The organism is Streptosporangium roseum DSM 43021 (assembly GCF_000024865.1).
GTDB classification, from domain to species: Bacteria; Actinomycetota; Actinomycetes; order Streptosporangiales; family Streptosporangiaceae; genus Streptosporangium; species Streptosporangium roseum.
The window spans coordinates 1,285,662-1,311,294 of record NC_013595.1; the positions used below are offsets into that span (position 1 = coordinate 1,285,662).

Consider the following 25,633-nt stretch of genomic DNA (forward strand, 5'->3'; position numbering starts at 1 on the left):
GGATCGCGAAGCGCTCATACCCGTCCGATAGCCTCAACGGCCAGTGAGCCTCAAAAGGACTGTCTGGCCAGTGTTAGTTCAGAAGGGGAACCACACGCATGCCCAAGATCAAGGTAGAGGGCCCCGTCGTCGAGCTTGACGGCGACGAGATGACCCGGATCATCTGGCAGTTCATCAAGGACCAGCTGATCCTTCCCTACCTCGACGTCGACCTGAAGTACTACGACCTCGGGATCGAACACCGCGACGCCACCGACGACCAGGTGACGATCGACGCGGCCAATGCCATCAAGCAGTACGGCGTCGGCGTCAAGTGCGCCACGATCACCCCGGACGAGGCGCGGGTCGAGGAGTTCGGCCTGAAGAAGATGTGGAAGTCCCCGAACGGGACCATCCGTAACATCCTCGGCGGCGTCATCTTCCGCGAGCCGATCATCATGTCCAACGTGCCGAGGCTCGTCCCCGGCTGGACGAAGCCGATCATCATCGGCCGTCACGCGTTCGGCGACCAGTACCGCGCCACCGACCTGAAGATCCCCGGCGAGGGCACCCTGACCCTCACCTACACGCCGAAGGACGGCTCGGAGCCGATCGAGCTCGACGTCTACGACTTCCCCGGGTCCGGCATCGCGATGGCGATGTACAACCTGGACGACTCGATCCGTGACTTCGCCCGCGCCTCCATGCGCTACGGCCTGTCCCGCGGCTACCCGGTCTACCTCTCCACGAAGAACACGATCCTGAAGGCCTACGACGGCCGCTTCAAGGACATCTTCGCCGAGGTCTTCGAGACCGAGTTCAAGGCCGAGTTCGAGGCCGCCGGGATCACCTACGAGCACCGCCTGATCGACGACATGGTCGCCGCGGCGCTCAAGTGGGAGGGCGGCTACGTCTGGGCGGCCAAGAACTACGACGGCGACGTCCAGTCCGACACGGTCGCGCAGGGCTTCGGCTCGCTCGGCCTGATGACCTCGGTCCTGCTGACCCCCGACGGCCGGACCGTCGAGGCCGAGGCCGCCCACGGCACCGTGACCCGGCACTACCGTGAGCACCAGAAGGGCAACCCCACCTCCACCAACCCGATCGCCTCGATCTTCGCGTGGACCCGGGGCCTCGCCCACCGCGGCAAGCTCGACAACACCCCCGCGGTGATCGACTTCGCCGAGAAGCTGGAGCAGGTCTGCGTCGAGACCGTCGAAGGCGGCCAGATGACCAAGGACCTCGCCCTCCTCGTCGGCGGCGACGCCAAGTGGCTGACCACCCAGGACTTCCTGGCGGCGCTGGACGAGAACCTGAAGAAGAAGATGGCCTAGCCATCACCGGAAGGGGCCGCCCACCGGGCGGCCCCTTCCGCTTTTCCGGCCCGTTCCCGCCGGGGAGCCTTTTCCGGCTCGTTCCCGCCGGGGAGCCGTCAGGGGGTTGTCACGGCGCCGAGCACGATCATGCTGTCGTCGGCGAGGCCGGTCACGCGGCGCGTTTTGCCGGTGACGGCGTCCATCCGGAAGAAACCGGCGGGACGGCCGGCGGCTGTCCCGGCCATCTTGACGACCACCTCATGGCTGTTCAGCCAGCCGACGACCTCCGCCTTGGCGGGGCCGCCCGGGGAGGGGAGCCGGAGGCGCTTGAACACCTGCCGCGACCGGGCGTCGACGATGTGGAGGCTGTCGGTCTCCGACGCCTCGGTCCCGATCGCGGCCGCGTGCCTGCCGCTGGGGGAGTCGCGCCAGACGCGGTAGCTCCGGCGGAGCCAGTCCGCGGCCTTCTCCGCGGCTGTCGCCTGCCCGGCGGGCAGCGGCGTCACGGTCCCGGTGGCGAAGTCGGTCCGCAGCCTGCGCGAGCCGAGTTCGACGGTGAAGTGGCGGCCGTTCGGCGAGACGCTCACCCGGGTGCCGGTCGCGGTGTCCGACGGGGTCAGGACGGGCGACAGATACCGCTTCACGCCGCTGTGCAGGTCGTGGGCGACGTATCTTCCCTCCGCCGCACTCAGATAGCCGATGCGGTGCCCGTCGGGGCTGACGGCGGGACTCAGCCGCCAGGAGCCCCGTCCGTCGCCGTGCGCCAGCCGCTCCGCCGCGTCGGGGACGCTCACCGTGGACTCGCAGCGGTCCGGGGCCGCGCACTTCACCGAGCCGAGCGCCGAGCCGCCCGTGCCGCCGCCGGCCAGCTTCAGCGTCCAGCCCGCGCAGGTGACCTTCCCCGCCTGTGACGGTACGGCCTCGCCGCCCGCCGGGTCGCCGCCGGGACATTTCCCGGGGACCGCGTAGCGGATCGCGAAGGAGGTGCGGGGAGCCTGCCACGGCTGGAGACCGGGGCGCGGCGCCGGGCTGGAGATCACGCCCACGGCCTCCGGGGCCTCTGTCGCAGGGGGCCGGCTCCGCTCGCCCAGAGCCGAGTTCCACACCTCTCCCTGCGGGAACAGGACGAAGGCGGTGACGAGGCAGACCGACAGGAACACCGTGGCCGCCGTCAGGAAGGCGCCGCGGTTGCGGCGGCGCCGTAGCGCGCGCATGGACTGCGCGGTGAGGTCGGGGACCGACGCCTCGCCCGCCGCCGTCGCCAGCCGTGTCTTCAGCCGGGCCACGTTGCCCTTGGTGAGCACGGCCACCGCCTCGGTGATCTCCGACTCCACGGTCTCGACCGGGATGCCGAGGACGGTGGCCATCTCGGCATGGGTTCTGCCGTCGTGGAGGCAGGCCACGACGAGGAGGCGCTGCCGGGGAGGGAGCCGTACCAGGGCGGTGGCGCCCGCGGCGGTCGGCTTGTGGAGGAAGCGGCGGTACAGGGTGATGTGGGCGTGCGTGGTGGAGTTCTCCCAGAGGGTCGGGGGCCAGCTGAGACCGACCGCGCGCAAGGACCACAGGGTCAGGCGGATGGCCTGCTCGTGGCTGCCGGTGAGGAGGAGGGCCGTGCCGACGAGGGAACGCTGATCGCGCTGAACGAACTCGCGATAACCGATATATCGGCGCATGAGGGATTTGCTCCGGCTTGCGTGAGGGACGGTCAACGGTAGTGATCTAAGCGGTTGGAGCGCCAGATTGGGCTGATTGTCGGTAATTGAGTGGGTCGGTGTGTCCGCCACATCCCCCGGTGGGCCGGCGGGCGCCGGGGCGCCCGCCGGAGGAAATGTGCGGCCACTTGGGGTGAGGCGGCGGGTGGAAGAGCTGCGGCATCGTAAAGTTTTGCTGGTCGGAGATTTACTACACCGTAGGGAAGATGATGCCGGAGATCGCGCCGCTGGAAGCGGGGGAGCCGCGCCGGCTCGGGCCGTTCCGCATCGTCGGCCGGATCGGTGAGGGCGGGCAGGGGGTCGTCTACCTGGGGGTGAAGGAGTCGGGGGAGCGGGCGGCGATCAAGTTGCTGCACGTGAAATTCTCCGGCGACGCGATCGCCCGGTCCCGGTTCGCCCGGGAGGCGCGGGCCGCGCAGCGGGTCGCCTCGTTCTGCACGGCGGGCGTGGTGGACGCCGACCTCGAAGGCGACACCCCCTACATCGCGAGCGAATACATCGAGGGCAGATCGCTGCGGGAGGTCGTGGAGGCCGACGGCCCGTTCCGGGGCGTGGCGCTGCAGCGGCTGGCGATCGGCACGGCCACCGCGCTCACCGCGATCCACCACGCCGCGATCGTGCACCGCGATTTCAAACCGGACAACGTGCTCATCGCCGCCGACGGGCCCCGCGTGGTGGACTTCGGCATCGCCCGCATCATCGACTCCACCGGCACGATCACCAGCCGGGCCATCGGCACTCCCGCCTACATGGCGCCCGAGCAGATCTCCGGCGCCGACGTCGGCCCGTACACCGACGTGTTCGCCTGGGGGGCGACGATCGCGTTCGCCGCGACCGGGGAGACGGTCTTCGCCGGCGACTCGATCGCGGTGGTGCTGAACCGCATCCTCAACCACGAGGTGGACGTCGGCGTCATGCCGGAGCCGCTGCGCGGCGCGGTCCGCTCGGCTCTGACCAAGTCGCCCGCCGCCCGGCCCTCGGCCGACCAGATCCTGCTGCGGATGCTCGGCCACCCCGAGAGCGTGGACGCGACGCCGGCCGTCCTCAACGAAGGTGCGCAGATCGCGGGTCCGGACCCGGGAGAGCCCACCACCCCCATCCGGATGCGGGCCCCGTCCACGACCGCCCCGGACGGTCCGCCCGTGCCGTCCACGGGCTTCCGCGCCCGGCCCCCCGGCCCCTCCCCGGCCCGGCACGAGCACCCGCCGTCACCGGGCCCCGGCGACCGCGCATCCTCCCCCGGGTACGGCGAGCACCCGTCGTCTCCCGGCTATGGCGGGCAGGTGTCGTCTCCTGGGTACGGTGACCGCGCATCCTCCCCCGGCTATGGCGGGCAGGTGTCGTCTCCTGGCTATGGCGAGCGTCCTTCGTCTCCCGGGTACGGTGACCGCGCATCCTCCCCCGGGTACGGCGAGCACCCGTCGTCTCCCGGCTATGGCGGGCAGATGTCGTCTCCCGGCTATGGCGAGCACCCTTCGTCCCCCGGGTACGGCGGGCAGGTGTCCTCCCCCGGCAGTGGTGAGCCTTCGGCGACCGTCCCGCCGCCGAGCTGGCAGGCCACCATCCCGGACCCGGCGCCGCCCAGGCGCTCGCACAGGGGGCGCTGGATCGCGGCCGCCGCCGCGCTGCTGGTCGCCGGGGCGGCGGCCGTCGCCGCCACCGGCTGGCCGCCGAGTTTCGGCACCGAGTCCAGGCCCACCGGATCCGCTCCGGCGACGTTCGCCTCCGTGGCGGACAAGGCGGCGAAGACGGGCAGGCTCACCGTCGGCATGCGTGACTTCCTGCCGGGCGTCGCGCTGAACAGCGGCGGCAGGTGGAGCGGGTTCGAGGTGGACCTCGCCACCGAGATCGCCAAGGCGCTGGGGGTGCCCGCGAGCGGCGTCACCTTCCGGGCGACCAGCCGGGAGGAGCGGCCGGGACTCCTGGCCTCCGGCGACCTTGACCTGGTCGTCTCGACCTACTCGATCAACGACAAGGACGACGTCACCTTCGCCGGGCCGTACTATCTCGCCCACGTCGACGTGCTCGTCAAGGACGGCTCCCCGATCGTCTCCGCGGCCGGTCTGGAGGGCAAGCGGGTCTGCCAGCCCGCGGGCAGCGGCTCGGTCCGCGCGCTGCAGGGCGAGGTGGACCGGCTCGTCCTGGTCCCCGCCGACACCTACACCGGCTGCATGAACAAGCTGCTGGCCGGCGAGGTCGACGCCGTCCCCGGTGACGACCTGGTGCTGGCCGGCTTCGGCAACCGGGAGAGCATCGGCTACAAGGTGGTCGGCCTGAAGCTGACCGACGAGCGTTACGCGGTGGCCATGAAGAAGGGCGACAGGCGCACGTGCAAGGCCGTGCAGGGTGTGATCGCCGACCTCTACGAGAGCGGCACGATGGCGAAACTGCTCGACCGGCACTTCTCCAGGGTCGACTTCGCCACCCGCGAGGACGGTGTCCCGGCCATGGCTAGCTGCGGGTAGATCCCTCGATCTCGGCCGCGGTCTCCTCGGCCCACTCGCACATCAGCCGCGTCTGGCGGATGCCCAGGTCCAGGGCGTAGTGACCGAAGCCGGGCTCCTTCCACGAGGACTTGGCCGCGCGGATCGCCTCCAGTTCGGCCAGCCTGACGCCGTAGGACTCGGCCTCCGCGCGCAGCAGCGCCGCGGCCTCGTGCGGCTCCAGCGTGGGCAGCAGGAAGGCGCGCAGCGCCCCCTCGCTGCGGTGCGACCGTGACGGCTCCTTCTCGATCAGCCACGTGCGCAGCTCCCGCGCGCCGTCTTCGGTGATCGTGTAGGTCTTCCGGCCGCGCGGTCCCTCCTCCTCGACCGTCACCAGGCCCTCGGCGGCCATCTTGTTCAGCTCCGGGTAGATCTGGCTGTGCCGGGCCTGCCAGGCGTTGTTGATCGAGCTCTCGAACAGTTTCGTCAGGTCGTAGCCGCTGGCGGGGCCGGAGACGGTCAACAGGCCGAGGAGTGCGATCCGAAGGGACATGCTCTCATCATATATATGGATTGACATGTAAAAATTGACACGTAACTATCAACATGTGTCTAATGACCTATCGACCTCCCCGACGGAGACCCGCCCCGGGAACGGGCTGCTCCTCCTCGCCGTCCTCGGCGGGATGTTCCTGGCCATGCTCGACCAGACGATCGTCGGCACCGCGCTGCCCCGGATCACCCAGGAGCTCGGCGGCACGGGCCTCTACACCTGGGTCGTGACGGCCTACCTGCTGACCTCCACGATCACCGTCCCGCTGTACGGCAGGCTGTCGGACACCTACGGACGCAAGCCGCTGCTGCTCACCGGCGTCGTGCTGTTCCTGATCGGCTCGCTCCTGTGCGGTCTCGCCCAGGACATGAGCCAGCTCATCGGCTTCCGCGCGCTGCAGGGTCTGGGCGCGGGAGCGTTGCTGCCGCTCTCCCTGGCACTGGTGGCCGACCTGTTCCCGCCGGACAAGAGCGGCCGGGTCCAGGGCGCGCTGGGCGGGGTGATGGCGCTGAGCTACATCGCCGGCCCGTTCCTCGGCGGCGTCTTCACCGACCAGGCCAGCTGGCGCTGGGCCTTCCTGGTCAACCTCCCCATCGGCCTGGTCCTCATCGCGATCATCGTGGTACGGCTGCCGCACGTGGCCGGTCAGGGGCGCGGCGTCCGCCCCGACTATCTCGGCATCGCGGTCTTCAGCGGGGCGATCGGCGCGCTGCTCCTCGGCCTGACCGAAAAGGGCCTGGACGACCATGCCTGGACCAGCGGACCCGTGCTGTGGCCCGTTGTGACGTCGGTCCTGCTCCTGACGCTGTTCGTGCTCGTCGAGCGCAGGGCGGCGCAGCCGATCATCCCCCTGGAGCTGTTCCGCAACCGGACCTACACGCTGGCCAACGCGACCTCGTTCCTCACCGCGTTCTGCCTCTACGCCGGGGTGGTGTTCCTGCCGCGCTACTTCCAGGAGTCCCTGGGGCTGAGCGCCACCGAGTCGGGCCTGCGCATCTACCCGCTCATGCTCGGAATGGTGGCCGGCAGCGGGATCGCCGGCGTGCTCATGTCCAGGACCCAGCGTTACAAGCCGTGGCTGATCGCCGGGGTGGGCCTCATCGTGCTCGGGGCGCTGCTCTGCGCCGGGCTCACCGCCGAGACCTCGGGCCTGGCCCTCGCGGGGTGGATGGCGCTCCTCGGCCTGGGCATGGGGCCGATGCTGTCCGGGCTGACCGTGGCGGTCCAGTATTCGGTCCCGCCCCGGTTCATCGGCACCGCCAGCGCGAACCTGACCTTCTTCCGGCAGATCGGCGGCTCGGTCGCGCTGGCCCTCGCCGGGACCCTCTACGCCTCGGTGGTCAGGGACGAGGCGCCCGTCCACGGACTGAGCGCCGCGCACGCCTCCGCCGCCGCGAGCGTCATCCCCTGGCTCGCCGTCGGCGGGGCGCTCGTCGCGCTCGTCGCGCTGGTCGCCCTGCCCGGAGGCCGGATCAAGGCACTCGCCGCAGGACCGGCGACGCTGGACGGGTAACATCCGAGCGTCACAATTCATCCTTCGAGTGGGGGAAGGTCATGGCCCAGACTCCCGTAAAGGTCACCGTCACCGGCGCCGCCGGTCAGATCGGCTACGCGCTGCTGTTCCGCATCGCGTCGGGCCAGTTGCTGGGCGCCGACGTCCCGGTCAAGCTGAGCCTGCTGGAGATCCCGCAGGCGGTCAAGGCCGCCGAGGGCACCGCGATGGAGCTCGACGACTGCGCGTTCCCGCTGCTGAGCGGCATCGAGGTCACCGACGACGCCAACAAGGCCTTCGACGGCGCCAGCGTCGCGCTGCTGGTCGGCGCCCGCCCGCGTACGGCCGGGATGGAGCGCGGCGACCTGCTCCAGGCCAACGGCGGCATCTTCGGCCCGCAGGGCAAGGCGATCAACGACAACGCGGCCGACGACATCCGCGTCCTGGTCGTGGGCAACCCGGCGAACACCAACTCGCTGATCGCCCAGCAGCACGCCCCGGACGTCCCGGCGGAGCGCTTCACGGCGATGACCCGCCTGGACCACAACCGCGCGCTGTCCCAGCTCGCGGCCAAGCTCCAGGTCCCGGTCGCCGAGATCAAGAAGATGACCATCTGGGGCAACCACTCCGCCACGCAGTACCCCGACCTGTTCCACGCCGAGGTCGGCGGCAAGATCGCCGCCGAGCAGGTGGACGAGGCCTGGCTGCGCGACACCTTCATCCCGACCGTCGCCAAGCGCGGCGCCGCGATCATCGAGGCCCGGGGCGCGTCCTCGGCCGCCTCCGCCGCCAACGCCGCGATCGACCACGTCTTCGACTGGGTCAACGGCACCGAGTGGACCTCCGCCGCGATCCCCTCCGACGGCTCGTACGGCGTGCCCGAGGGCCTCATCTCCTCCTTCCCCGTCGCCTCGCGCGACGGCAAGTGGGAGATCATCCAGGGCCTGGAGATCGACGCCTTCTCCCGCGAGCGCATCGACGCCTCGGTGCGCGAGCTCGAAGAGGAGCGCGCCGCCGTCCGCGAGCTCGGTCTCATCTGAGCCCGCGCGAACTCCGCTGAGCCCGAGGAAAGGGGCCCCGGTCCGCCGGGGACCCTTTCGCGTGCCCGGAGGCCCCGGAGACCCAGGCCGGGACGGAGCCCGTACGGCGAATTGGCGGCGTGTCGATCATGCCGCGAGACGGCGCCCCGGCGTTCAATGATCATTGAGGGTCGGGGGATCGGTGTTCATGGCGCATGGTGCGGCGCGGGTCGTCGTTGGAATTGTCAGTCTTGCTCTCGTCGGAGCACCCGAGGCGGTGCTGGCGGAGCCGGGGAAAAGGGATGTCAGCGGAGCGGATCTGTCCGTTCGGCTGGAGACCTCGCCGAGGGTCGCGCAACCGGGGCAGCCGCTTCTCTACCGAGCAGAGGTGCACAACACCGGGCCCGAGGACGCCGTGCTGCCCCTGCTCACCATCAGCCTGCCCGAGGGGGTGGAGATCCTCCGCGTCGACGTCGCCGAGTGCCGTCCGGGCGCGACGGCCAGCGAGGTGGTCTGCGCCTCGCAGCAGGACGTCGTGGCCGGGACCAGCGGAGGGGTGACGATCAGCGGCCTGGTCCGTCCGGGCGCGCGCGGCCCGCTGGAGGCGACCGCGACGCTCTCCTCGGAGATCGTCGACGCGAACGAGGGGAACAACTCCGACCAGACGATGACCCCGGTGGACGAGGGGGCGGACCTGGCGGTCCGGCTGTCACGCAGGGCGCGTGCCGGCCGGCTGTTCATGATGGGCGCCGTGGTCCGCAACCGGGGGCCCCGGGTGGTCCGCGACGCCGCGCTCTTCTTTCACACCAAGAGGGCGCGGTTGCTGTCGGCGAAGGGGGCGCGCTGCCGGTCGTATCCCGGCCTCGTCGGCTGCAAGCTGCGCGCGGTCCGTTCCGGCAAGCGGGTCAGCCTCCGCCTCGCCTTCCGCGCCCACAGGCACGCGCTGAGGGCCAAGGCGACCGTCTACTCCACCCACGTGGGCGACCGCCGCCCCGCCAACAACATGGCCCGCATCAACCTGCGCTAGACGTGCTTGGGCAGGGCGGCCCAGGCGTCGGCGACGATGTCCCGGACGGACGGATGCTCCGGCTTCCAGCCGAGCTCCCGCTGGATCTTCTCCGAGGAGGCCACCAGCACCGCCGGATCGCCGGCCCGGCGCTCGCGCACGACCGCCGGGATCTCGTGCCCGGTGACCTCGCGGCACACCGCCAGAACCTCCCGCACCGAGAAACCCGTGCCGTTGCCCAGGTTGTAGATCTTGTGTTCCCCCGGCGAGCAGGCCTCCAGGGCGAGCAGGTGGGCCCGCGCCAGATCGCCCACATGGATGTAGTCGCGGACGCATGTCCCGTCCGGGGTCGGGTAGTCCGTGCCGAACATGCTGACCGACTCGCGCCCGCCGAGTGCGACGGCGAGGAGGTTGGGGATCAGGTGGGTCTCCACGGTGTGTCGTTCGCGGTAGACCCGCCCGTCCCCACCGGTGTGGGCGCCGCCCACGTTGAAGTAGCGCAGGCTCACCGCGGCCAGGCCGTACATCCCGGCGAAGGTGGTCAGCGCGGTGTCGACCGCCAGCTTGGACGCGCCGTAGGGGTTGGTCGGCCGGGTGGGGTCGGTCTCCACGACCGGGGAGCGCTCCGGCTCGCCGTAGGTGGCGGCGGTGGAGGAGAACACGATCCGGCCGACCCCGGCGGTCCGCATGGCGTCGAGCAGGGACAGGGTCCCGCCGAGGTTGTGCGCCCAGTAGAGTCCGGGCCTCTCCACCGACTCCCCGACCAGGGACTTCGCCGCGAAGTGGAGCACGCCGTCCATCCCGGGCAGCACGTCCGCGGCCTCGGTGACCGACCCTTCCACGAAGCGGGCGCCCGCCGGCACCGCGTCCGCGTGGCCGGTGGAGAGGTCGTCCAGCACGGTGACCTGATGGCCCGCCTCGACGAGTTGCGCCGCGACGACGCTCCCGATGTATCCGGCGCCTCCGGTGACCAGCAGCTTCACGGAGCCTCCTGTTTGATGATGTCTGAATGTGTTTATTTTTGTAAGGCTACTGCCAGCATATGCTGGCACATCAAATATCGGCCACAGTCGGAACGGGCGACGGCCATGACGGAGACAGTCTCGTGAACAGCGTCCTGGCGAACATCGCCTTGGTCATGCTTTTCGTATTGATCGGGGGGTTCTTCGCCGCCGCCGAGATGGCCATGGTCTCCCTCAGGGAGAGCCAGGTGCGCAGGCTCGACACCCGGGGCCGTAGAGGGGCGAGGGCGGCCAAGCTCGCCCGCGATCCCAACCGGTTCCTGTCGGCGGTGCAGATCGGGGTCACCGTGGCGACCATGCTGTCGGCGGCGTTCGGCGCCGACACCCTCGCCAAGGACCTCATCCCGGTCGTGGACGGCTGGGGCGTGCCCGAGGCCGTCTCGGCCCCCCTCTCCCTGGTGCTGGTGACGCTGGCGATCTCCTACGCCTCGCTGGTTCTGGGGGAGCTCGCGCCCAAGCGGATCGCCCGGCAGCGGGCCGAAGGGATCTCGCTGCTGGTCGCGCCGTTCCTGGACCGGATGGCCGTGCTGTCCAGGCCGATCATCTGGGGCCTGTCCAAGTCCACCGACGGCGTGGTCAAACTGCTCGGCGGCAACCCGGAGGCCGACCGCGAGGAGATCTCCACCGAGGAACTGCGCGACATGGTGGTCGGCCACCAGGAGCTCACCCTGGACGAGCGGCACCTGATCGCGGAGGTCTTCGCGGCGGGCAAGCGGCAGCTCCGCGAGGTGATGCTGCCGCGCACCGAGGTGGAGTTCATGTCCGCCGACACCCGGCTGGCCGAGGCCGCCGTCCTGGCCGCGGCCATGCCGCACTCCCGCTTCCCCATCTACCGCGACTCCTACGATGACATCGTGGGCTTCGTCCACATCCGGGACCTGCTGGATCCGGTGCTGACCGGGTCGATCGAGCCGATCAGCGAGCTGGTGCCGATCCGGCCGGTCAAGCTGGTCCCCACCAGCAAGCGGGTGCTGGCCACGCTGTCGGAGATGCGCGGGGAGGGGCACCACCTGGCGATCGTGGTCGACGAGTACGGCGGCACCGCCGGGATCGTCACCCTGGAGGACCTGGTCGAGGAGCTCATCGGCGACATCCGTGACGAGCACGACGTCGAGGACGAGCAGGTCGTGCTGCCCGCCGGGGAGGTCGAGCTCGACGGGCTGGCCAACCTCGACGAGGTGGCGACCGAGACCGGGATCCGGCTGGCCGACGGCCCCTACGAGACCCTTGGCGGGTTCGTCATGGCGGCCCTGGGGCATCTGCCGACCCTGGGGGAGCGGGTGGAGATACCGGGGTTCGAGATGTCGGTCACGGACATGGACGGCCGCAGGGTCTCCCGGGTCCGCATCAAGCGCCGGACCGTCCCGCCGGAGACCCCGGACACTCCCGCCCCGGACGCCTCCTCCCCGGGTACTCCCGCCCCGGGCACCTCCTCCCCGGACGCCTCCTCCCCGGGTACTCCCGCCCCGGGCACCTCCTCCCCGGACGCCTCCTCCCCGGGTACTCCCGCCCCGGGCACCTCCTCCCCGGACGCCTCCTCCCCGGGTACTCCCGCCCCGGGCACCTCCTCCCCGGGCACCTCCTCCCCGGGCACCTCCTCCCCGGGCACTCGGGCACCGGGCGCCTCGCCGCCGGACACGCCGGCCGCTTTCGGGCCGGAGGCGCCGTTCACTCCGGACACCTGACACAATTACGTGCTATGGCCAGTCCCCGTGTCCTCTCCGGAATCCAGCCCACCGCAGACTCCTTCCACCTGGGCAACTACCTCGGTGCCGTGCGGCAGTACGTCGCGATGCAGGAGGGGCACGACGCGTTCTACTGCGTCGTCGACCTGCACGCGATCACGGTGGACTACCAGCCGGAGACGCTGCGCCGGCGCACCAGGGTCGCCGCCGCCCAGCTCTTCGCCGCCGGTCTGGACCCGGAGCGCTCCACGGTCTTCGTGCAGAGCCACGTCCGCGAGCACAGCGAGCTGGCCTGGGTGCTGATCTGCCTCACCGGCATGGGCGAGGCCGGCCGGATGACCCAGTTCAAGGACAAGTCGGCGAAGTCCGGTGAGAGCTCGGCCAGCGTCGGCCTGTTCACCTACCCGATCCTTCAGGCCGCCGACATCCTGCTCTACCAGGCCGACAAGGTCCCGGTCGGGGCCGACCAGAAGCAGCACCTGGAGCTCACCCGCGACCTCGCGCAGCGCTTCAACCACCGCTTCGGCGAGACCTTCACGCTGCCCAAGCCGCACATCGTCGCGGGCGTCGAGAAGATCACCGACCTGCAGGATCCCACGGCCAAGATGTCCAAGTCGTCGTCCTCGCCCGGCGGCATCCTGGACCTGCTGGAGCAGCCGGGGCCGCTCCGCAAGAAGGTCATGCGCGCGGTCACCGACACCGGCTCGGAGGTCCTCGCCGACGACGAGAACAAGCCCGGCGTCACCAACCTGCTCCGCATCCAGTCCGCGCTGACCGGCACGCCGATCTCCGAGCTTGAGGCCCGATACGCCGGGCAGGGATACGGCGCCTTCAAGAAGGACGTGGCCGAGGTCGTCGTCGACACCTTCACGCCGATCCGGGAGCGGACCGAGAAGCTGCTGGCCGACGAGGCCGAGCTCGACAGGATGCTCGCCGTCGGCGCCGCTCGGGCCCGCGCCGTGGCCGCCGAGACCATGACCAGGGTCCGCGACCGGGTGGGGTTCCTGCCCACCCTCTGACCTGCCGGGGGCTCGGTCCGCCGATCCGCCGGGGGCTCGTTCCGCCCGCCGCTCCGCCGCTGCCGGAGATCATCCGCATGACGTGGTCGCGTCCACGTACGGCGGGGCGGTAATTGGGTAGGTGACGCGAGTGACGAGCGTGCAGGAACGGATCGAGGTGCTCCGCGAGTGGGGCCGGTCGAAGGTCGGCTCCACCCGGGTCCGGTGGCCCTGGGTCGATCATCTGATCAGGACCGTGCATCGGTACCAGATCCAGTCCGGTGACCGGCTGGCCGGGGCGGTGACCTATTTCGCGTTCCTGTCGTTCTTCCCGATCATCGCGCTGGCGTTCGCGGTCTTCGGTTTCTTCCTGTCCGTCCGGCCGGACGCCATCAGGACCCTGCAGCAGGCCATCGACCAGTATCTGCCCGGCCTCGCCGACCAGCTCCCGATCCAGCAGATCGCCGACTCCCGGGCCAGCGCCGGGGTGATCGGCCTGGTCGGCCTGCTCTACGCGGGGCTCGGCGCCGTCGACGCCCTGCGCGGCGCGCTCCGCGAGATCTCCATGACCACCGAGCCGCCCCTCAACTTCTTCCTGGCCAAGCTCCGTGACCTGGCAGCCCTGATCCTGGTCGGCATCACGATGATCGCCTCGGTGCTGGTCGGCGGTTTCGCGACCCAGGCCAGCGGGACCGTGTCCGAGTGGCTGGGCCTGTCGCAGTCGATGATCGGAAGCGGCTCGATCTGGTTCGCCGGCCTGGCCGTCAGCATCCTGGCGGACACCGTCCTCTTCGTGATCATCCTGCGCTGGATGGGCCGGTCGAGGCAGCCGTTCCGGGTGGTGCTGCGCGGCGCGCTGCTGGGCGCGCTCGCCTTCGGTCTGCTCAAGCAGCTCGCCGCGCTGATCCTGTCGAGGACGCTCAACAACCCCATCTACGGGGTGTTCGCGGTGATGGTCGGGCTGCTGATCTGGATCAACCTCTCGGCCCGCGTGATCCTCTACGCGGCGGCCTGGACGGAGACCGCCTCGCTCGGCCCTCCGCCCGAGCCCACTCCGATCCCCACCGGCAGCGTCCCCCTCCAGTAGGGCGGCCGCCGCCTCCTGCGGGTGGGCGGCCGTGCTTCCCGCCCGCCCCACCGGGACAGGCGGGGACAGGTCTAGCGGGACCGTCTGCGGATGCCGTACACCAGCCAGATCACGCCGCCGAGCAGGCCCGCGCCCAGCGCGTAGAGGCCCACGGCGGGGATCCCGCCGGAGCCGGACGCGGCTCCCGCGGCGTCGCCGGCGGGGGACGCCGACGTCACCGGACGCGTGGGGGTGGCGAGCGGGGTGGCCGGGCCGGTCGGCAGGGGGGCGGGTGCGGGGAGCGGGTCCACCAGCCGGCCGACCGGGACGGCCTTGCCGCGGGTGGCGAAGCCCCAGTCGAGCAGGTCGGCGACCTCGTCCCAGAAGTAACCCTCGTGCCGCATGACCGACACGATGATGGTGTGGCCGTTCCGCCTGGCCGCGCCGACGAAGCTGCCCAGGGCCTTGGAGGTCCAGCCGTTCTTGACGCCGATCATGCCCTTGTAGCGCCAGAGCAGCTTGTTGTGGTTGCCGATCTCGTAGTAGCCCTTGGGGGCGGGAAACTTATCGACCTTCGTGCTGATATATCGCTGGAAATCGTCATTGGCCAGCCCGGCCCGGGCGATCAGCGCCAGGTCGTAGGCGGAGCTGCTCTGGCCCGGCTTGTCCAGCCCGCTCGGTGTCTTGGCCACCGTGTCGAAGGCCTGGAGCCGCTGAGCCTCGGTGTTCATGTCCCGCAGCGTCTTGGCCAGACCGCCGTTGGCCTCGGCCAGCGCCATCGCGCAGTCGTTCCCCGAGACCAGCATCAACGCCTTGAACAGGTCGTCCACGGTGTAGATGGGCTTGGAGACCAGGCCGACGGCGCTGCCCTCCTCGTTCACGGCACGGCTGCTCGGCTTGACCTTCAGGTCCTTGTCGAGCTTGGGGATGAGAGTGAGCGCGGTCAGGGCCTTGAGCGTGCTCGCCGGGAGGTAGCGCCCGTGGGGGTCCTTGGCGGCGAGCACCTCCCCGGTTTCGGCGTCCGCGACCACGTAGGACTTGGCGGCCGTCTTCGGCGGCGCCTTCACTCCCGCCGGGCTGACGAGGCCCCGGCCGCCGAGATCCTTGCCGCCGACCGGCCCGTTCTCGGCATGCGCGGAAACGCCCAGGAAGGTGGTCGCCGCGAGCAGCACCCCGACGGGCGCGACGTATTTCATCCCCATAGTGATCTCAGGGTAGCTTCGTGCCGATTCGTATGCGGTGACCCACACGCTGACCTGGGGACAGAACAGGCAACGGAATACTGATGTCATGCAAATGTCGCGAAAGATCGCCGGATTCCTGGTCGCCCTCGCCGCCTTCATGATCTTCGAGTGGGTCAACCTCGGCTTCAACCTCGCGGACGGTCACCCGACGGCCTTCTACGTGGTGCACGGCATCCTGGTCGCCGTGAACATCATCCTGGCGATCGTGCTGGGCGTGATCGGCCTACGCGGACTGGTTAAGCGCCCGCAGGGTCCTCCGGTGTAGCTCGGCGGCCTCCTCGGCCGAGTCGCCGATGCTGGTGAAACCGAGCTTGCCGTACTCCGGGACCGCGCCGAGCAGGTGCAGCACGTTGCCCGTGCGGGCCTCGCGGTCGAAGCCGAGACCCCTGTCGTCGATCAGCTTGACGACCTCCGCGGGCGTACGGCCCCGCAGGCAGGCGGCGGTGCAGTTGTCGGTCGCCACGTAGTACTTCGACCGGCCGCCGTGCACGAGCGTGCCGGTGCCGGGATCGTAGGAGGCGCCGGTGGTGAGCAGGGCGGCGCCGAACGGGTGCGTGGTGCCCCCGATCCGCAGGTTGATCTCGCACAGCAGGGCCCGGTAGCCGGCGTCGGTCTTGACGGCGAAGAAGTCCATGCCGAACAGGCCCACCACGCCCCGGCCCGCGAGGACCCGGGCGATCCGCTCGGCGCACTCGCCCACCTGGGCCCGGTACTCCGGCCGGGCGGGGAAGGCGCAGCCCTGGTAGAGGTCGCCGTTCGGGCCGCCGAGAAGCTGCTCGTGGGTGGCGACCACGTCATAGGCGCCGCCGGGGGTGATCCTGGCCAGGGCGCTGGGGGAGTGCAGCGGCCGGTCCTCGATGAACTCCTCGATCACCGCGCCCCGCTCGGCGATCTTCTCGGCGAACGTCGTCCAGTTCTCGTCCGCCGCCGAGAAGCTCGTGTGGCAGGCGGTGAGCGGCCGCTCGTCCTTGATCACGACGGCGTTGCCCAGCCCGGAGTAGCTGTTGTTGAGCTTGACCATCAGCTTGGACCTGGGGCTCAGCGCGCGGGCCGCGTGCTCCACCTCGGTCAGCGACCGCAGGTCGGCGAAGCCCCGGGCCATCGGCACCCCCGCCTCCTCGGCGATCATGCGTCCGCCGCTCTTGGACCCGAGGTGGGCCAGCGAGGTGGCCGGGCCGTAGATCGGCAGGCCGAGGATCTCGGCGAGCCGCTCCTCGGCCTCACTGACCACGAACGGCACCATCCAGGCGCCCGCCGTACGGCCGAGCGCCGCGCGGATCCGCGCGATGACATCCGGGCGGTGCAGCAGCGACATGGTGAGCGGCCCCGTGCGCGGCTCGTCCAAACTGATCATTTGCAGGCGGGTGCGCGCCTCGTCGGGGTCGTCGAGGAAGCCCAGGTAGTAGTCCACGATCGCGGTGTCCACCGGAACGGAGGACAGGTAGACGACTTCGACGTCCGGCTGCCTGAGGGTGAGCAGGAGGAACAGCAGCCGCTCCTCGTAGCACAGGGCGCCGGTGATCCTGCGCAGCTCGTCCTGGGGAAGCGAGAGTGACGGGATGACCACCAGGGTCCCCTCGTTCGGTTCGAAGATGCTTAATCTGGAATGCTTCTCCCCGAACGGGATATTAGTGATCATATGCGGAGTGAAGCACGCATTCTTCCGGTTTGCATCACTCCCTCGGGTTCGATGACTGGCACCTGAGGTCACGTAAATTGCCAGGTCGCCGATGTTTCAACAGGGCCGGAAGCGGCCATCGCCGCCGCGGCGCCACCCGGTACGGCTACCACCCCTAGCCCATCCGGGCCATCGCCTCTGGTCCGTGTGGGTCAGGAGTCACAGGAGTAGGGGATGGGACGGCAAAACATTTGGCTCAGATGTCGGCGAGGGGCCGTGGAGGAGAGATAAAGTCGATGTCATCGTCAGCACGCCCGGTGGCCTCACACTGGTCCGCCGCTCCTGTGCCGACGGTTCATCAGTCGCACTGGCGTGGCCCATGTCACCCACCCCGGCCCATCGGTGCGGCGATCACTTTTTTTCGGGCTGTCTCATGGATCACGTGATTCTGGGCAGTGGCACGGTGCGTCGAGGATTCAGGCCGCTGGCGCGGATAGGACGGTGACCAATGCGGGGGCGTAATTTTCGGGGAGAACTCGACACGTTCCTCGCCGGGCGTGAGCAGGAACTGATCGACTTCCGTCGTGACCTGCACATGCACCCCGAGCTCGCGTTCGCCGAATACCGCACGACGCAGCGCGTCGCCGACCGCCTGACGGCCGCCGGTCTCGTGCCCTCGATCCTGCCGCGTGGCACCGGCCTGATCTGCGAGGTCGGCAGCGGTGACGGGCCGACCGTGGCGCTGCGGGCCGACATCGACGCGCTGCCCGTGCCGGACGAGAAGGACGTGCCCTACAGCTCCACCGTCCCCGGCGTCTGCCACGCCTGCGGTCACGACGTGCACACCACCATCCTGGTCGGCACCGCGCTCTTCCTCGCCCAGCAGGCGGCGGCCGGGCTGCTGCCCGGCCGGGTCCGGCTGATCTTCCAGCCCGCCGAGGAGCTTCCCGGCGGGGCGCTGGAGGTCATGGCCTCGGGCGGCATCAGCGGCGTCGACCGGATCTTCGGCCTGCACTGCGACCCCCGGGTGGACGTCGGCAAGGTGGGCCTGAAGACCGGGCCGATCACCTCCGCCTGCGACAGGGTCTCGATCCGGGTGAGCGGCCCCGGCGGGCACACCGCCCGGCCCCATCTCACCGCCGATCTGGTCTTCGCCCTCGCCAAGATCCTCACGGAGCTGCCGGCCGGGCTCTCGCGCCGGGTGGACCCGCGCTCGTCGCTGAGCCTGGTCTGGGGCCGGGTCGAGGCGGGCTCGGTGGCCAACGCGATCCCGGACGACGGGGTCGCCGAGGGCACCGTGCGCTGCCTGGACGAGGATGCCTGGCACGCGGCCCCCGACCTGATCAAGGAGCTGCTCGACTCGGTCGCGGGTGCCTACGGCGTCGAGGCCCGGATGGACTACGCCCGCGGCGTGCCGCCGGTGGTCAACGACGAGGTCAGCGTGCAGATGCTGACCGAGGCCGCGGTGGGCGTGCTCGGTGAGGGTGCTCCCGTGCCGACGCAGCAGAGCCTCGGCGGCGAGGACTTCGGCTGGTACCTGGAGTCCATCCCCGGGGCCTATGCCCGGCTGGGCACCCGCAAGCCGGGCTCGGTCCACCTGGCCGACATCCACCAGGGCACCTTCGACGTGGACGAGACCTGCATCGGCACCGGCGTGCGGTTCCTGGCGGCGACCGCGCTGACCGCTCTCTGGGAGGGGCGGCGTCTCAGCTCGCCCGAACCGGTCGCGGGCATCGCGATGCTCTGAAGGGTCGGAGCCCGGACGGCTCCGACCCGAGGACGGACGCCAGGCGTCGCGGCGGTTCGAGTTTCGGCTCTGTGCTCAAGCACCGGCAATACCAGAGTCATTATGGTAATTGGATAAGCAAGGGGCAGACGGCGAGTGCGCGTTGCTCCTTCAACGGCCGGGCGGACGTCGTCAATACCAAGCATGAGATCGTTTGGCATAACCGCAGCCTTAATGGAATGCAGGGTTCAGCCCGATCTTTCGCGCTGTTCCGTGTCACGCCGCGGCCTCCGCGGCACCTTCGGTATGCGATGGGCCGGGCTCCGGTCCGATGACGAGGGGACGGGAGTCGCACTCTCCGTCCGCAGGGCCCCGGCACGTCAGGGATCCATCCCGGTCCGCACGTCAAACGTGTGAGCGGGCGCGGAGGCCGAGCCGAGGCGATCGGGGGATCCGGCCGCGGCGCCACGCGGGGGCCACCTCGGAGAGTCGGGCGGAACGACAATTCGCCGGGGTCTTGCTCCGCTCCCGGAATGGATCGCGAATGTGCGGCGTGGTCGGTCCGGAAGGGCCGTGTTGCTCCGCGGGGTGCCGCGAGAAACGGGAGATGTCAAATGTTCTCAGTGGTTAATCGGGCGCTTTCGGCGGCGGCGGTCGCGGTGGTCGGCTGCCGGCTCGGATGGGATTTGCAAGTCCTTGGAGCGTAAAGACGCCGCTCCGGTTTCTCCCGCCGGGGCGCCATCGGTGATCGGCCGGTCCGTTCATCCGCCTCACGCACCGTGTCGGCCCGTGCGCGCCGACGGTCCCAAGAGAAGATCGTTTGTGATCGATCGCCGTACTGTGACAGCGGTCGACGCTACCGACGGGTAGGATCGGTCGCCCTCGTGTGTCACAAGGTGGCCTGAGCTGCATAACAGACCTGTTTCAGACCCATGTGCTGGTTTGGTCAACTCTGGTCGACCAACTATCTTCCGTGCAGGGTTGCCGTGCGTCTCTTCGCGCGTGCACTGAAACGCGAAGGGGGTCCATCTTGCTTCAGAACCGATTCGGCAAGCTGGCGGCGACGGCACTGACGGGCAGCATGCTCATGGGAGCCGCGGCGTGTGGTGGAAGCGAGCCGGCCACGACGGCCAAGCCGAGCGAGGGCGCCAGCAGTGCCGCCCCCGCCGCGGCGGGCGCGAAGGTCGGTCTCGCCTATGACATCGGCGGCCGTGGCGACCAGTCGTTCAACGACGCCGCCGCCGCCGGCCTGGACAAGGCCAAGCCCGAGCTCGGCCTGGCCGAGGCCAAGGAGATCGAGGCCAGCAACGGCGAGACCGAGGCGGCCAAGGAGGAGCGGCTGCGCCTGCTCGCCTCCGGCGGCTACAACCCGATCGTCGCCATCGGCTTCGCCTACTCCGGGCCGGTGAAGAAGGTCGCCGCCGAGTTCCCGGACGTCAAGTTCGCGATCGTCGACGACGCCGCCGCGACGGGCGCCAACATCTCCAATCTGCTCTTCGCCGAGCACGAGGGCTCCTTCCTCATCGGCGCCGCCGCGGCGCTGAAGTCGAAGAAGAACCACGTGGGCTTCGTCGGCGGCGTCGAGGTCCCCCTGATCAAGAAGTTCGAGGCGGGGTTCGTCGCCGGGGCCAAGGCCGTCAAGGCCGACGTCAAGATCGACGTGAACTACCTGAGCCAGCCGCCGGAGTTCAGCGGCTTCAACGACCCGGCCAAGGGCAAGACGGCGGCCACGGGCATGTTCGACGCGGGCGCCGACGTGGTCTACCACGCCGCCGGCGGCTCCGGCGGCGGCGTGTTCGAGGCCGCGAAGGCCGCCAAGGGCCTGGCCATCGGTGTCGACTCCGACCAGGCCAAGACCGCGGCCGCCGACGTGCAGAGCGTGATCGTGACCTCCATGATCAAGAAGGTCGACGTCGCCGTCTTCGACTTCCTGAAGAGCTTCAGCACCGGTGCGGTGAAGGCCGGCCCCCAGGTCTACGACCTCAAGGCCGGAGGCGTCGACTACTCCACCACCGGTGGCCAGGTCGACGACATCAAGGCCAAGCTCGACGAGTACAAGCAGAAGATCATTTCCGGCGAGATCACCGTGCCGGACAAGACCTCCTGAGCTGGTACTAATGAAGGGCCCGGCGGACAATTCCCCGGGCCCTTCGGTCAACTTTCCCCATCACGTTCCGTAATCAGGGCCACCTGTGCGGAGGAGGCCGTCATCAGCACCTCGACCCCGGCCGTCGAACTCGAGGGGATCACGAAACGATTCCCCGGCGTCGTGGCCAACCGCGACATCTCCCTATCTGTGCAGCAGGGGCACGTGCATGCCGTCGTCGGCGAGAACGGCGCGGGCAAGTCCACCCTCATGAAGATCTTGTACGGCATGCAGCGTCCCGACGAGGGCGAGATCCGCGTCAACGGAACGGTCACAAGCTTTCGAACCCCGGCGGACGCGATCGCGGCAGGCGTCGGCATGGTCCACCAGCACTTCATGCTGGCCGACAACCTCACCGTGCTGGAGAACGTGATTCTCGGCAGCGAGCCTCGCAGCGGCGGGGTCGCGATCAACTTCGGTGCCGCCCGCAAGAAGATCAGGCAGATCTCCGACTCCTACGGTCTCGGCGTCGACCCCGACGCCACGGTCGAGGACCTGGGCGTCGGCGCCCGGCAGCGGGTGGAGATCCTGAAGGTCCTCTACCGCGGCGCCCGGATCCTCATCCTCGACGAGCCGACCGCCGTGCTCGTGCCGCAGGAGGTCGACGAGCTCTTCGACAACCTGCGCGAGCTGGTCCGCGAGGGCCTCACGATCATCTTCATCTCGCACAAGCTGGACGAGGTGCTCGCGGTCGCAGACGCCATCACCGTCATCCGGCGCGGCACGACCGTGGCCAGCGTGTCCCCCCGGGGCGTGACCGCCAGGCAACTGGCCGAGCTCATGGTCGGCAGCGAGCTGCCCAGCCCGGAGACCCGCGAGTCCACGGTCACCGACGTGGTGGCGCTGTCGGTGCGCGGCCTGGCCGTCCACTCGGCGGAGGACCGCTGCATCGTGGACGACGTCAGTTTCGAGATCCGCAGGGGCGAGGTGCTCGGCATCGCCGGTGTCGAGGGCAACGGCCAGGCCGAGCTGGTCGAGGCCATCATGGGCATGCGCGCCGCCGAGGGTGAGATCCGCCTCAGCGAGCACGACATCTCCGCGTGGTCGACGCTGCGCCGCCGCGAGGCCGGCATCGGCTACATCCCCGAGGACCGCCACCGGCACGGCCTGCTGCTTGAGGCCCCGCTCTGGGAGAACCGGATCCTCGGCCACCAGACGCGGCGGCCCAACGTCAAGGGCCCCTGGATCGACCGCGCGGGCGCCCGCAAGGACACTCAGCGCATCGTCGAGGAGTACGACGTCCGGACGCCCGGCATCGACGTGGACGCCGCGGCCCTGTCCGGCGGCAACCAGCAGAAGCTGATCGTCGGCCGCGAGATGAGCGGGGAGCCCGCCTTCCTGATCGCCTCCCACCCGACGCGCGGTGTGGACGTCGGTGCCCAGGCCGCGATCTGGGACCACCTGCGGGCCGCCCGCGCCGCGGGCCTGGCCGTACTGCTGATCTCGGCGGATCTGGACGAGCTCATCGGCCTGTCGGACACACTGAAGGTGATTCTGCGCGGTCGCATCGTCGCGGACGTGGACCCGCGGACGGTGACGCCCGAGCAGCTCGGGTCGGCCATGACCGGTGCTGGAGAGGCGGCATGAACATCCACGCAGCTCATGGAGCGAGCGCGTTGCCCGCGTACGCGGCAACGACGGCCCGGGTGATCGCATGAGCCCCGCGGAGTCGAGCTTCGCCGACCGGCTGCTCGGCCGGGTCCGGCTCGGCGGCCTGCTCTCGCTCGCCGCGCCGCTCCTCGCCATCGTGTTCGCCGGGCTGGTCACCTCGATCGTCCTGCTGGTCACGGGTGACCCGCCCCTGGAGACGCTGGGCACCATGGTCGACTACGGCGTGCAGCCGCGCTCGATCGTGTTGACCCTGAACTCCGCGACGACCTACTACCTGTCCGCGCTGGCGGTGGCGATCGGGTTCCGGATGAACCTGTTCAACATCGGCGTCGACGGCCAGTACCGCCTGGCGGCGCTCGTCGCGGCGGCCGTGGGCGGTGCGGTCGTCCTGCCCGCCCCGCTGCACATCGCCCTCGTCATCTTCGTCGCCATGGTGGTCGGCGCGGGATGGGCGTCCATCGCGGGCCTGCTCAGGGTCAAGCGCGGCGTCAGCGAGGTCATCTCCACGATCATGCTGAACGCCATCGCCACCGCACTCGGTGCCTGGCTGCTCCACAAGGATCGTTTCGCGGTCGAGGTCTCGGGCAGCAACAACATCGGCACCAAGCCGATCGCCGAGTCCGGCAGGGTGCCCGGCATGGCGATCATCCCCGGCACCGAAGCCAAGGTGTTCGGTCTCATCGTCCTGGCGATCGTCATGGGGATCCTGTACTACGTGCTGCTCAACCGGACCCGCTTCGGCTTCGAGCTGCGCGCCACCGGCCGCTCCGAGTCGGCCGCGGTGGCCAGCGGTGTCAACGTCAAGAAGATGATCCTCCTCGCGATGATCCTGTCCGGCGCGATGGCGGGCCTGGTCGGCATGCCCCAGTTGCTCGGCGCCTCCTACAGCTACAGCCTGGACTTCCCCACGGGGCTGGGCTTCACCGGCATCGCGATCGCGCTGCTCGGCCGTAACCATCCCGTCGGCATCGCCTTCGGCGCCCTGCTGTGGGCCTTCCTCGACACCTCGTCGGGCATCCTGCAGCTGCACGAGATCTCCCCGGAGATCGTCATCATCATGCAGGGCACGATCGTGCTCTCGGTCATCATCGCCTACGAACTGGTTCACCGTTACCGCGTCGCAGCCGGGCAACGCCGGGCGAGCAAGGAACTGGCGAGCGGGACCCCGGCCCAGGCTGAAGGAGCGTCAGCATGAGCGAAGGCGCGCAGCGAGCCCGCCGGAGCAAGTGGAGCGGGTCGCGAGGTACGAACGTGCCGTGTGAGGAGCAAGAAGCGGTGAGCGACCAGTGAGCGCTGTGACCCTGGCGGAGGCTCCGCTGGAGGAGCCTACGAAGCCCGTCAAGTTCAAGCTCACCTGGCAGGTCCTCCTGCTCGCCCTGGGCGGGCTCGTCGTCCTGCTGTCCTTCGCCCGGGCCGTCACCGGCGCCGTCGACCTCACCTCGGCGGGTGCGATCAACGCGGCCGTCGCGCTGGCCGTACCGATCGGCCTGGCCGGGCTCGGCGGACTGTGGGCCGAACGGGCCGGCGTGGTCAACATCGGCCTTGAAGGCATGATGATCCTGGGCACCTGGTTCGGCGCCTGGGGGGCGATCCACTTCGCCAACCCCTGGGCGGGCGTCATCGCAGGTGCGATCGGTGGGGCCCTCGGTGGCCTGCTGCACGCGATCGCCACGGTGACGTTCGGGGTGGACCACATCATCTCCGGCGTCGCGATCAACATCCTGGGCCTGGGCGTCACCCAGTTCCTGTCCAAGGTCACCTTCGCCGAGATGCCGGGCGGCGGCGACTCCCAGTCACCTCCCGTGCCCAAGCCGGGCACCGTGAGCCTGCCGGGGATCGGAGATCCGCTGGCCACGCTGGAGGCCAAGCAGTGGTTCCTGCTGTCCGACGTGGCGGGCATCCTGCGGGGCCTGACGACGAACGTCTCGCTCTTCACCATTCTGGCGATCCTGCTGATCCCGCTGACGTTCTACGTGCTCTGGCGCACGGCGTTCGGCCTGCGGCTGCGCTCCTGCGGCGAGCGCCCGGTGGCGGCGGAGTCGCTGGGCGTCAACGTGTACTACTACAAGTACGTCGCGGTGATCGTCTCCGGCGCCTTCGCCGGCCTCGGCGGCGCGTTCCTGTCCCTGGTGGCCGCCAGCGCCTACCGCGAGGGGCAGACCGGTGGTCGCGGCTTCATCGGCCTCGCCGCCATGATCTTCGGTAACTGGCGGCCGGGCGGACTGGCGGCCGGTGCGACGCTGTTCGGCTACACCGACGCGCTCCAGCTCCGCCGGGGCGGTGAGTCGGTGCACGCGCTGCTGCTGGTGGTGGCTGTTCTGATCGCCGGCGTGGCGGTCTACCAGCTCGTCAGGCAGAACCGCGCCAGGGCGGCCCTGATCACCGGTGTCGCGGCGATCGCGGTGTTCGTCATGTTCGCCATGACCGACACCATCCCACCCCAGTTCACCTCCGTCACCCCGCACATCACCACGCTGCTGGTGCTGTCCTTGGCGGCTCAGCGGCTCCGCCCGCCCGCCGCCAACGGTGTGTCGTACCGCAGGGGGCAGGCGAAGTGATCACATCGAGCAAGACGAGGGACACGTCGTCCGCGGCGCGTCCGCGAGCGGAACGGACCGGATGAACATCGACTGGGCAGCCCTCAAGGCGGAGGCCGTACGGGCCATGGCGAACGCCTACGCCCCCTACTCCAAGTTCCCCGTCGGCGCCGCCGCGCTGGTGGACGACGGCCGGATCGTGTCCGGCTGCAACGTGGAGAACGCCTCCTACGGCGTCGGGCTGTGCGCGGAGTGCGGGCTGGTGTCCGCGCTGCAGGCCACCGGCGGCGGCCGGCTGGTCGCCTTCACCTGCGTGGACGGGCACGAGGAGCTGCTCATGCCGTGCGGGCGGTGCCGCCAGCTCCTGTACGAGTTCGGCGGTGCCGGGCTGCTCGTGGAGACCGTGGACGGTCCCAAGCCGATGGCGGAGATCCTGCCGTACGCCTTCGGGCCCGAAGATCTGAGCCGGGGGGCTTGAGC

20 protein-coding genes are annotated in these 25,633 nt (G+C 70.0%); 15 read left to right on the forward strand and 5 right to left on the reverse strand.

Annotated elements, in window-relative coordinates:
* Window positions 1-98: 98 nt before the first annotated feature.
* On the forward strand, window positions 99-1,313 hold the full coding sequence (locus SROS_RS06020; protein ID WP_012887997.1) for an NADP-dependent isocitrate dehydrogenase: 1,215 nt from the start codon (window positions 99-101) through the stop codon (window positions 1,311-1,313).
* Between the two features lie 98 nt (window positions 1,314-1,411).
* Here SROS_RS06020 and SROS_RS06025 read toward each other — a convergent pair whose 3' ends face one another.
* Complete coding sequence (locus tag SROS_RS06025) at window positions 1,412-2,968, reverse strand: sigma factor-like helix-turn-helix DNA-binding protein (protein ID WP_012887998.1); 1,557 nt, start codon at window positions 2,966-2,968, stop codon at window positions 1,412-1,414.
* A gap of 245 nt (window positions 2,969-3,213) precedes the next feature.
* On the opposite strand from SROS_RS06025, the gene SROS_RS45720 reads away from it, so the two are divergent.
* Complete coding sequence (locus SROS_RS45720) at window positions 3,214-5,472, forward strand: protein kinase domain-containing protein (protein WP_052316881.1); 2,259 nt, start codon at window positions 3,214-3,216, stop codon at window positions 5,470-5,472.
* On the opposite strand, the gene SROS_RS06035 is transcribed toward SROS_RS45720, so the two are convergent.
* Window positions 5,459-5,983, reverse strand: coding sequence for a PadR family transcriptional regulator (locus tag SROS_RS06035; protein WP_012888000.1), 525 nt, complete (start codon window positions 5,981-5,983; stop codon window positions 5,459-5,461). The genes SROS_RS45720 and SROS_RS06035 overlap by 14 nt on opposite strands.
* A 55-nt stretch (window positions 5,984-6,038) precedes the next feature.
* Between SROS_RS06035 and SROS_RS06040 the strand changes: the two genes are divergently transcribed.
* From SROS_RS06040 to SROS_RS06050, 3 genes are all read left to right on the forward strand, one after another.
* Window positions 6,039-7,496 (forward strand): MDR family MFS transporter, encoded by a 1,458-nt coding sequence (locus SROS_RS06040; RefSeq protein ID WP_012888001.1) that lies wholly within the window; start codon window positions 6,039-6,041, stop codon window positions 7,494-7,496.
* A gap of 41 nt (window positions 7,497-7,537) precedes the next feature.
* The gene (locus tag SROS_RS06045) at window positions 7,538-8,515 is read left to right on the forward strand and encodes a malate dehydrogenase (protein ID WP_012888002.1); all 978 of its coding nucleotides are present in this window, start codon (window positions 7,538-7,540) and stop codon (window positions 8,513-8,515) included.
* 187 nt (window positions 8,516-8,702) lie between these two features.
* A complete protein-coding gene (locus SROS_RS06050) occupies window positions 8,703-9,521 on the forward strand; it encodes a DUF11 domain-containing protein (RefSeq protein ID WP_012888003.1) in 819 nt (272 codons plus the stop codon).
* Here the strand turns inward: SROS_RS06050 and galE are convergent.
* The gene (gene galE / locus SROS_RS06055; RefSeq protein WP_012888004.1) at window positions 9,518-10,483 is read right to left on the reverse strand and encodes a UDP-glucose 4-epimerase GalE; all 966 of its coding nucleotides are present in this window, start codon (window positions 10,481-10,483) and stop codon (window positions 9,518-9,520) included. The two genes, SROS_RS06050 and galE, sit on opposite strands and share 4 nt — an antisense overlap.
* Before the next feature lie 122 nt (window positions 10,484-10,605).
* Here galE and SROS_RS06060 point away from each other — a divergent pair, with 122 nt between their 5' ends.
* The 3 genes from SROS_RS06060 (at window position 10,606) to SROS_RS06070 (ending at window position 14,292) form a co-directional block, all read left to right on the forward strand.
* Window positions 10,606-12,207 (forward strand): hemolysin family protein, encoded by a 1,602-nt coding sequence (locus tag SROS_RS06060; RefSeq protein ID WP_012888005.1) that lies wholly within the window; start codon window positions 10,606-10,608, stop codon window positions 12,205-12,207.
* A gap of 14 nt (window positions 12,208-12,221) precedes the next feature.
* On the forward strand, window positions 12,222-13,226 hold the full coding sequence (gene trpS, locus SROS_RS06065) for a tryptophan--tRNA ligase (RefSeq protein WP_012888006.1): 1,005 nt from the start codon (window positions 12,222-12,224) through the stop codon (window positions 13,224-13,226).
* Window positions 13,227-13,356: 130 nt separating this feature from the next.
* On the forward strand, window positions 13,357-14,292 hold the full coding sequence (locus SROS_RS06070; RefSeq protein WP_012888007.1) for a YihY/virulence factor BrkB family protein: 936 nt from the start codon (window positions 13,357-13,359) through the stop codon (window positions 14,290-14,292).
* A gap of 71 nt (window positions 14,293-14,363) precedes the next feature.
* On the opposite strand, the gene SROS_RS06075 is transcribed toward SROS_RS06070, so the two are convergent.
* Window positions 14,364-15,467 (reverse strand): D-alanyl-D-alanine carboxypeptidase family protein, encoded by a 1,104-nt coding sequence (locus tag SROS_RS06075; RefSeq protein WP_245564568.1) that lies wholly within the window; start codon window positions 15,465-15,467, stop codon window positions 14,364-14,366.
* A 94-nt stretch (window positions 15,468-15,561) separates the two neighbouring features.
* Here SROS_RS06075 and SROS_RS06080 point away from each other — a divergent pair, with 94 nt between their 5' ends.
* Window positions 15,562-15,780, forward strand: a complete 219-nt coding sequence (locus SROS_RS06080) for an SCO4848 family membrane protein (RefSeq protein WP_012888009.1) — start codon at window positions 15,562-15,564, stop codon at window positions 15,778-15,780.
* On the opposite strand, the gene SROS_RS06085 is transcribed toward SROS_RS06080, so the two are convergent.
* Complete coding sequence (locus SROS_RS06085) at window positions 15,739-17,154, reverse strand: peptide ligase PGM1-related protein (RefSeq protein ID WP_012888010.1); 1,416 nt, start codon at window positions 17,152-17,154, stop codon at window positions 15,739-15,741. The genes SROS_RS06080 and SROS_RS06085 overlap by 42 nt on opposite strands.
* Window positions 17,155-17,641: 487 nt before the next feature.
* Between SROS_RS06085 and SROS_RS06090 the strand changes: the two genes are divergently transcribed.
* The 6 genes from SROS_RS06090 to SROS_RS06115 all read left to right on the forward strand — a co-directional run bounded on the left by SROS_RS06090 (window position 17,642) and on the right by SROS_RS06115 (window position 25,631).
* A complete protein-coding gene (locus SROS_RS06090; protein ID WP_012888011.1) occupies window positions 17,642-18,880 on the forward strand; it encodes an amidohydrolase in 1,239 nt (412 codons plus the stop codon).
* A 1,009-nt stretch (window positions 18,881-19,889) separates the two neighbouring features.
* Entirely contained in the window at window positions 19,890-20,966 is a 1,077-nt protein-coding gene (locus SROS_RS06095; RefSeq protein ID WP_012888012.1) for a BMP family lipoprotein, read from the forward strand.
* A 102-nt stretch (window positions 20,967-21,068) separates the two neighbouring features.
* Window positions 21,069-22,592 carry an ABC transporter ATP-binding protein gene (locus SROS_RS06100; protein ID WP_012888013.1) on the forward strand — a complete coding sequence of 508 codons (1,524 nt, stop codon included), beginning with the start codon at window positions 21,069-21,071 and terminating at the stop codon, window positions 22,590-22,592.
* Between the two features lie 67 nt (window positions 22,593-22,659).
* The gene (locus tag SROS_RS06105) at window positions 22,660-23,811 is read left to right on the forward strand and encodes an ABC transporter permease (protein WP_012888014.1); all 1,152 of its coding nucleotides are present in this window, start codon (window positions 22,660-22,662) and stop codon (window positions 23,809-23,811) included.
* 91 nt (window positions 23,812-23,902) lie between these two features.
* Window positions 23,903-25,174 (forward strand): ABC transporter permease, encoded by a 1,272-nt coding sequence (locus tag SROS_RS06110; RefSeq protein WP_012888015.1) that lies wholly within the window; start codon window positions 23,903-23,905, stop codon window positions 25,172-25,174.
* Window positions 25,175-25,235: 61 nt separating this feature from the next.
* Window positions 25,236-25,631 carry a cytidine deaminase gene (locus SROS_RS06115; protein ID WP_012888016.1) on the forward strand — a complete coding sequence of 132 codons (396 nt, stop codon included), beginning with the start codon at window positions 25,236-25,238 and terminating at the stop codon, window positions 25,629-25,631.
* Window positions 25,632-25,633: the final 2 nt, after the last annotated feature.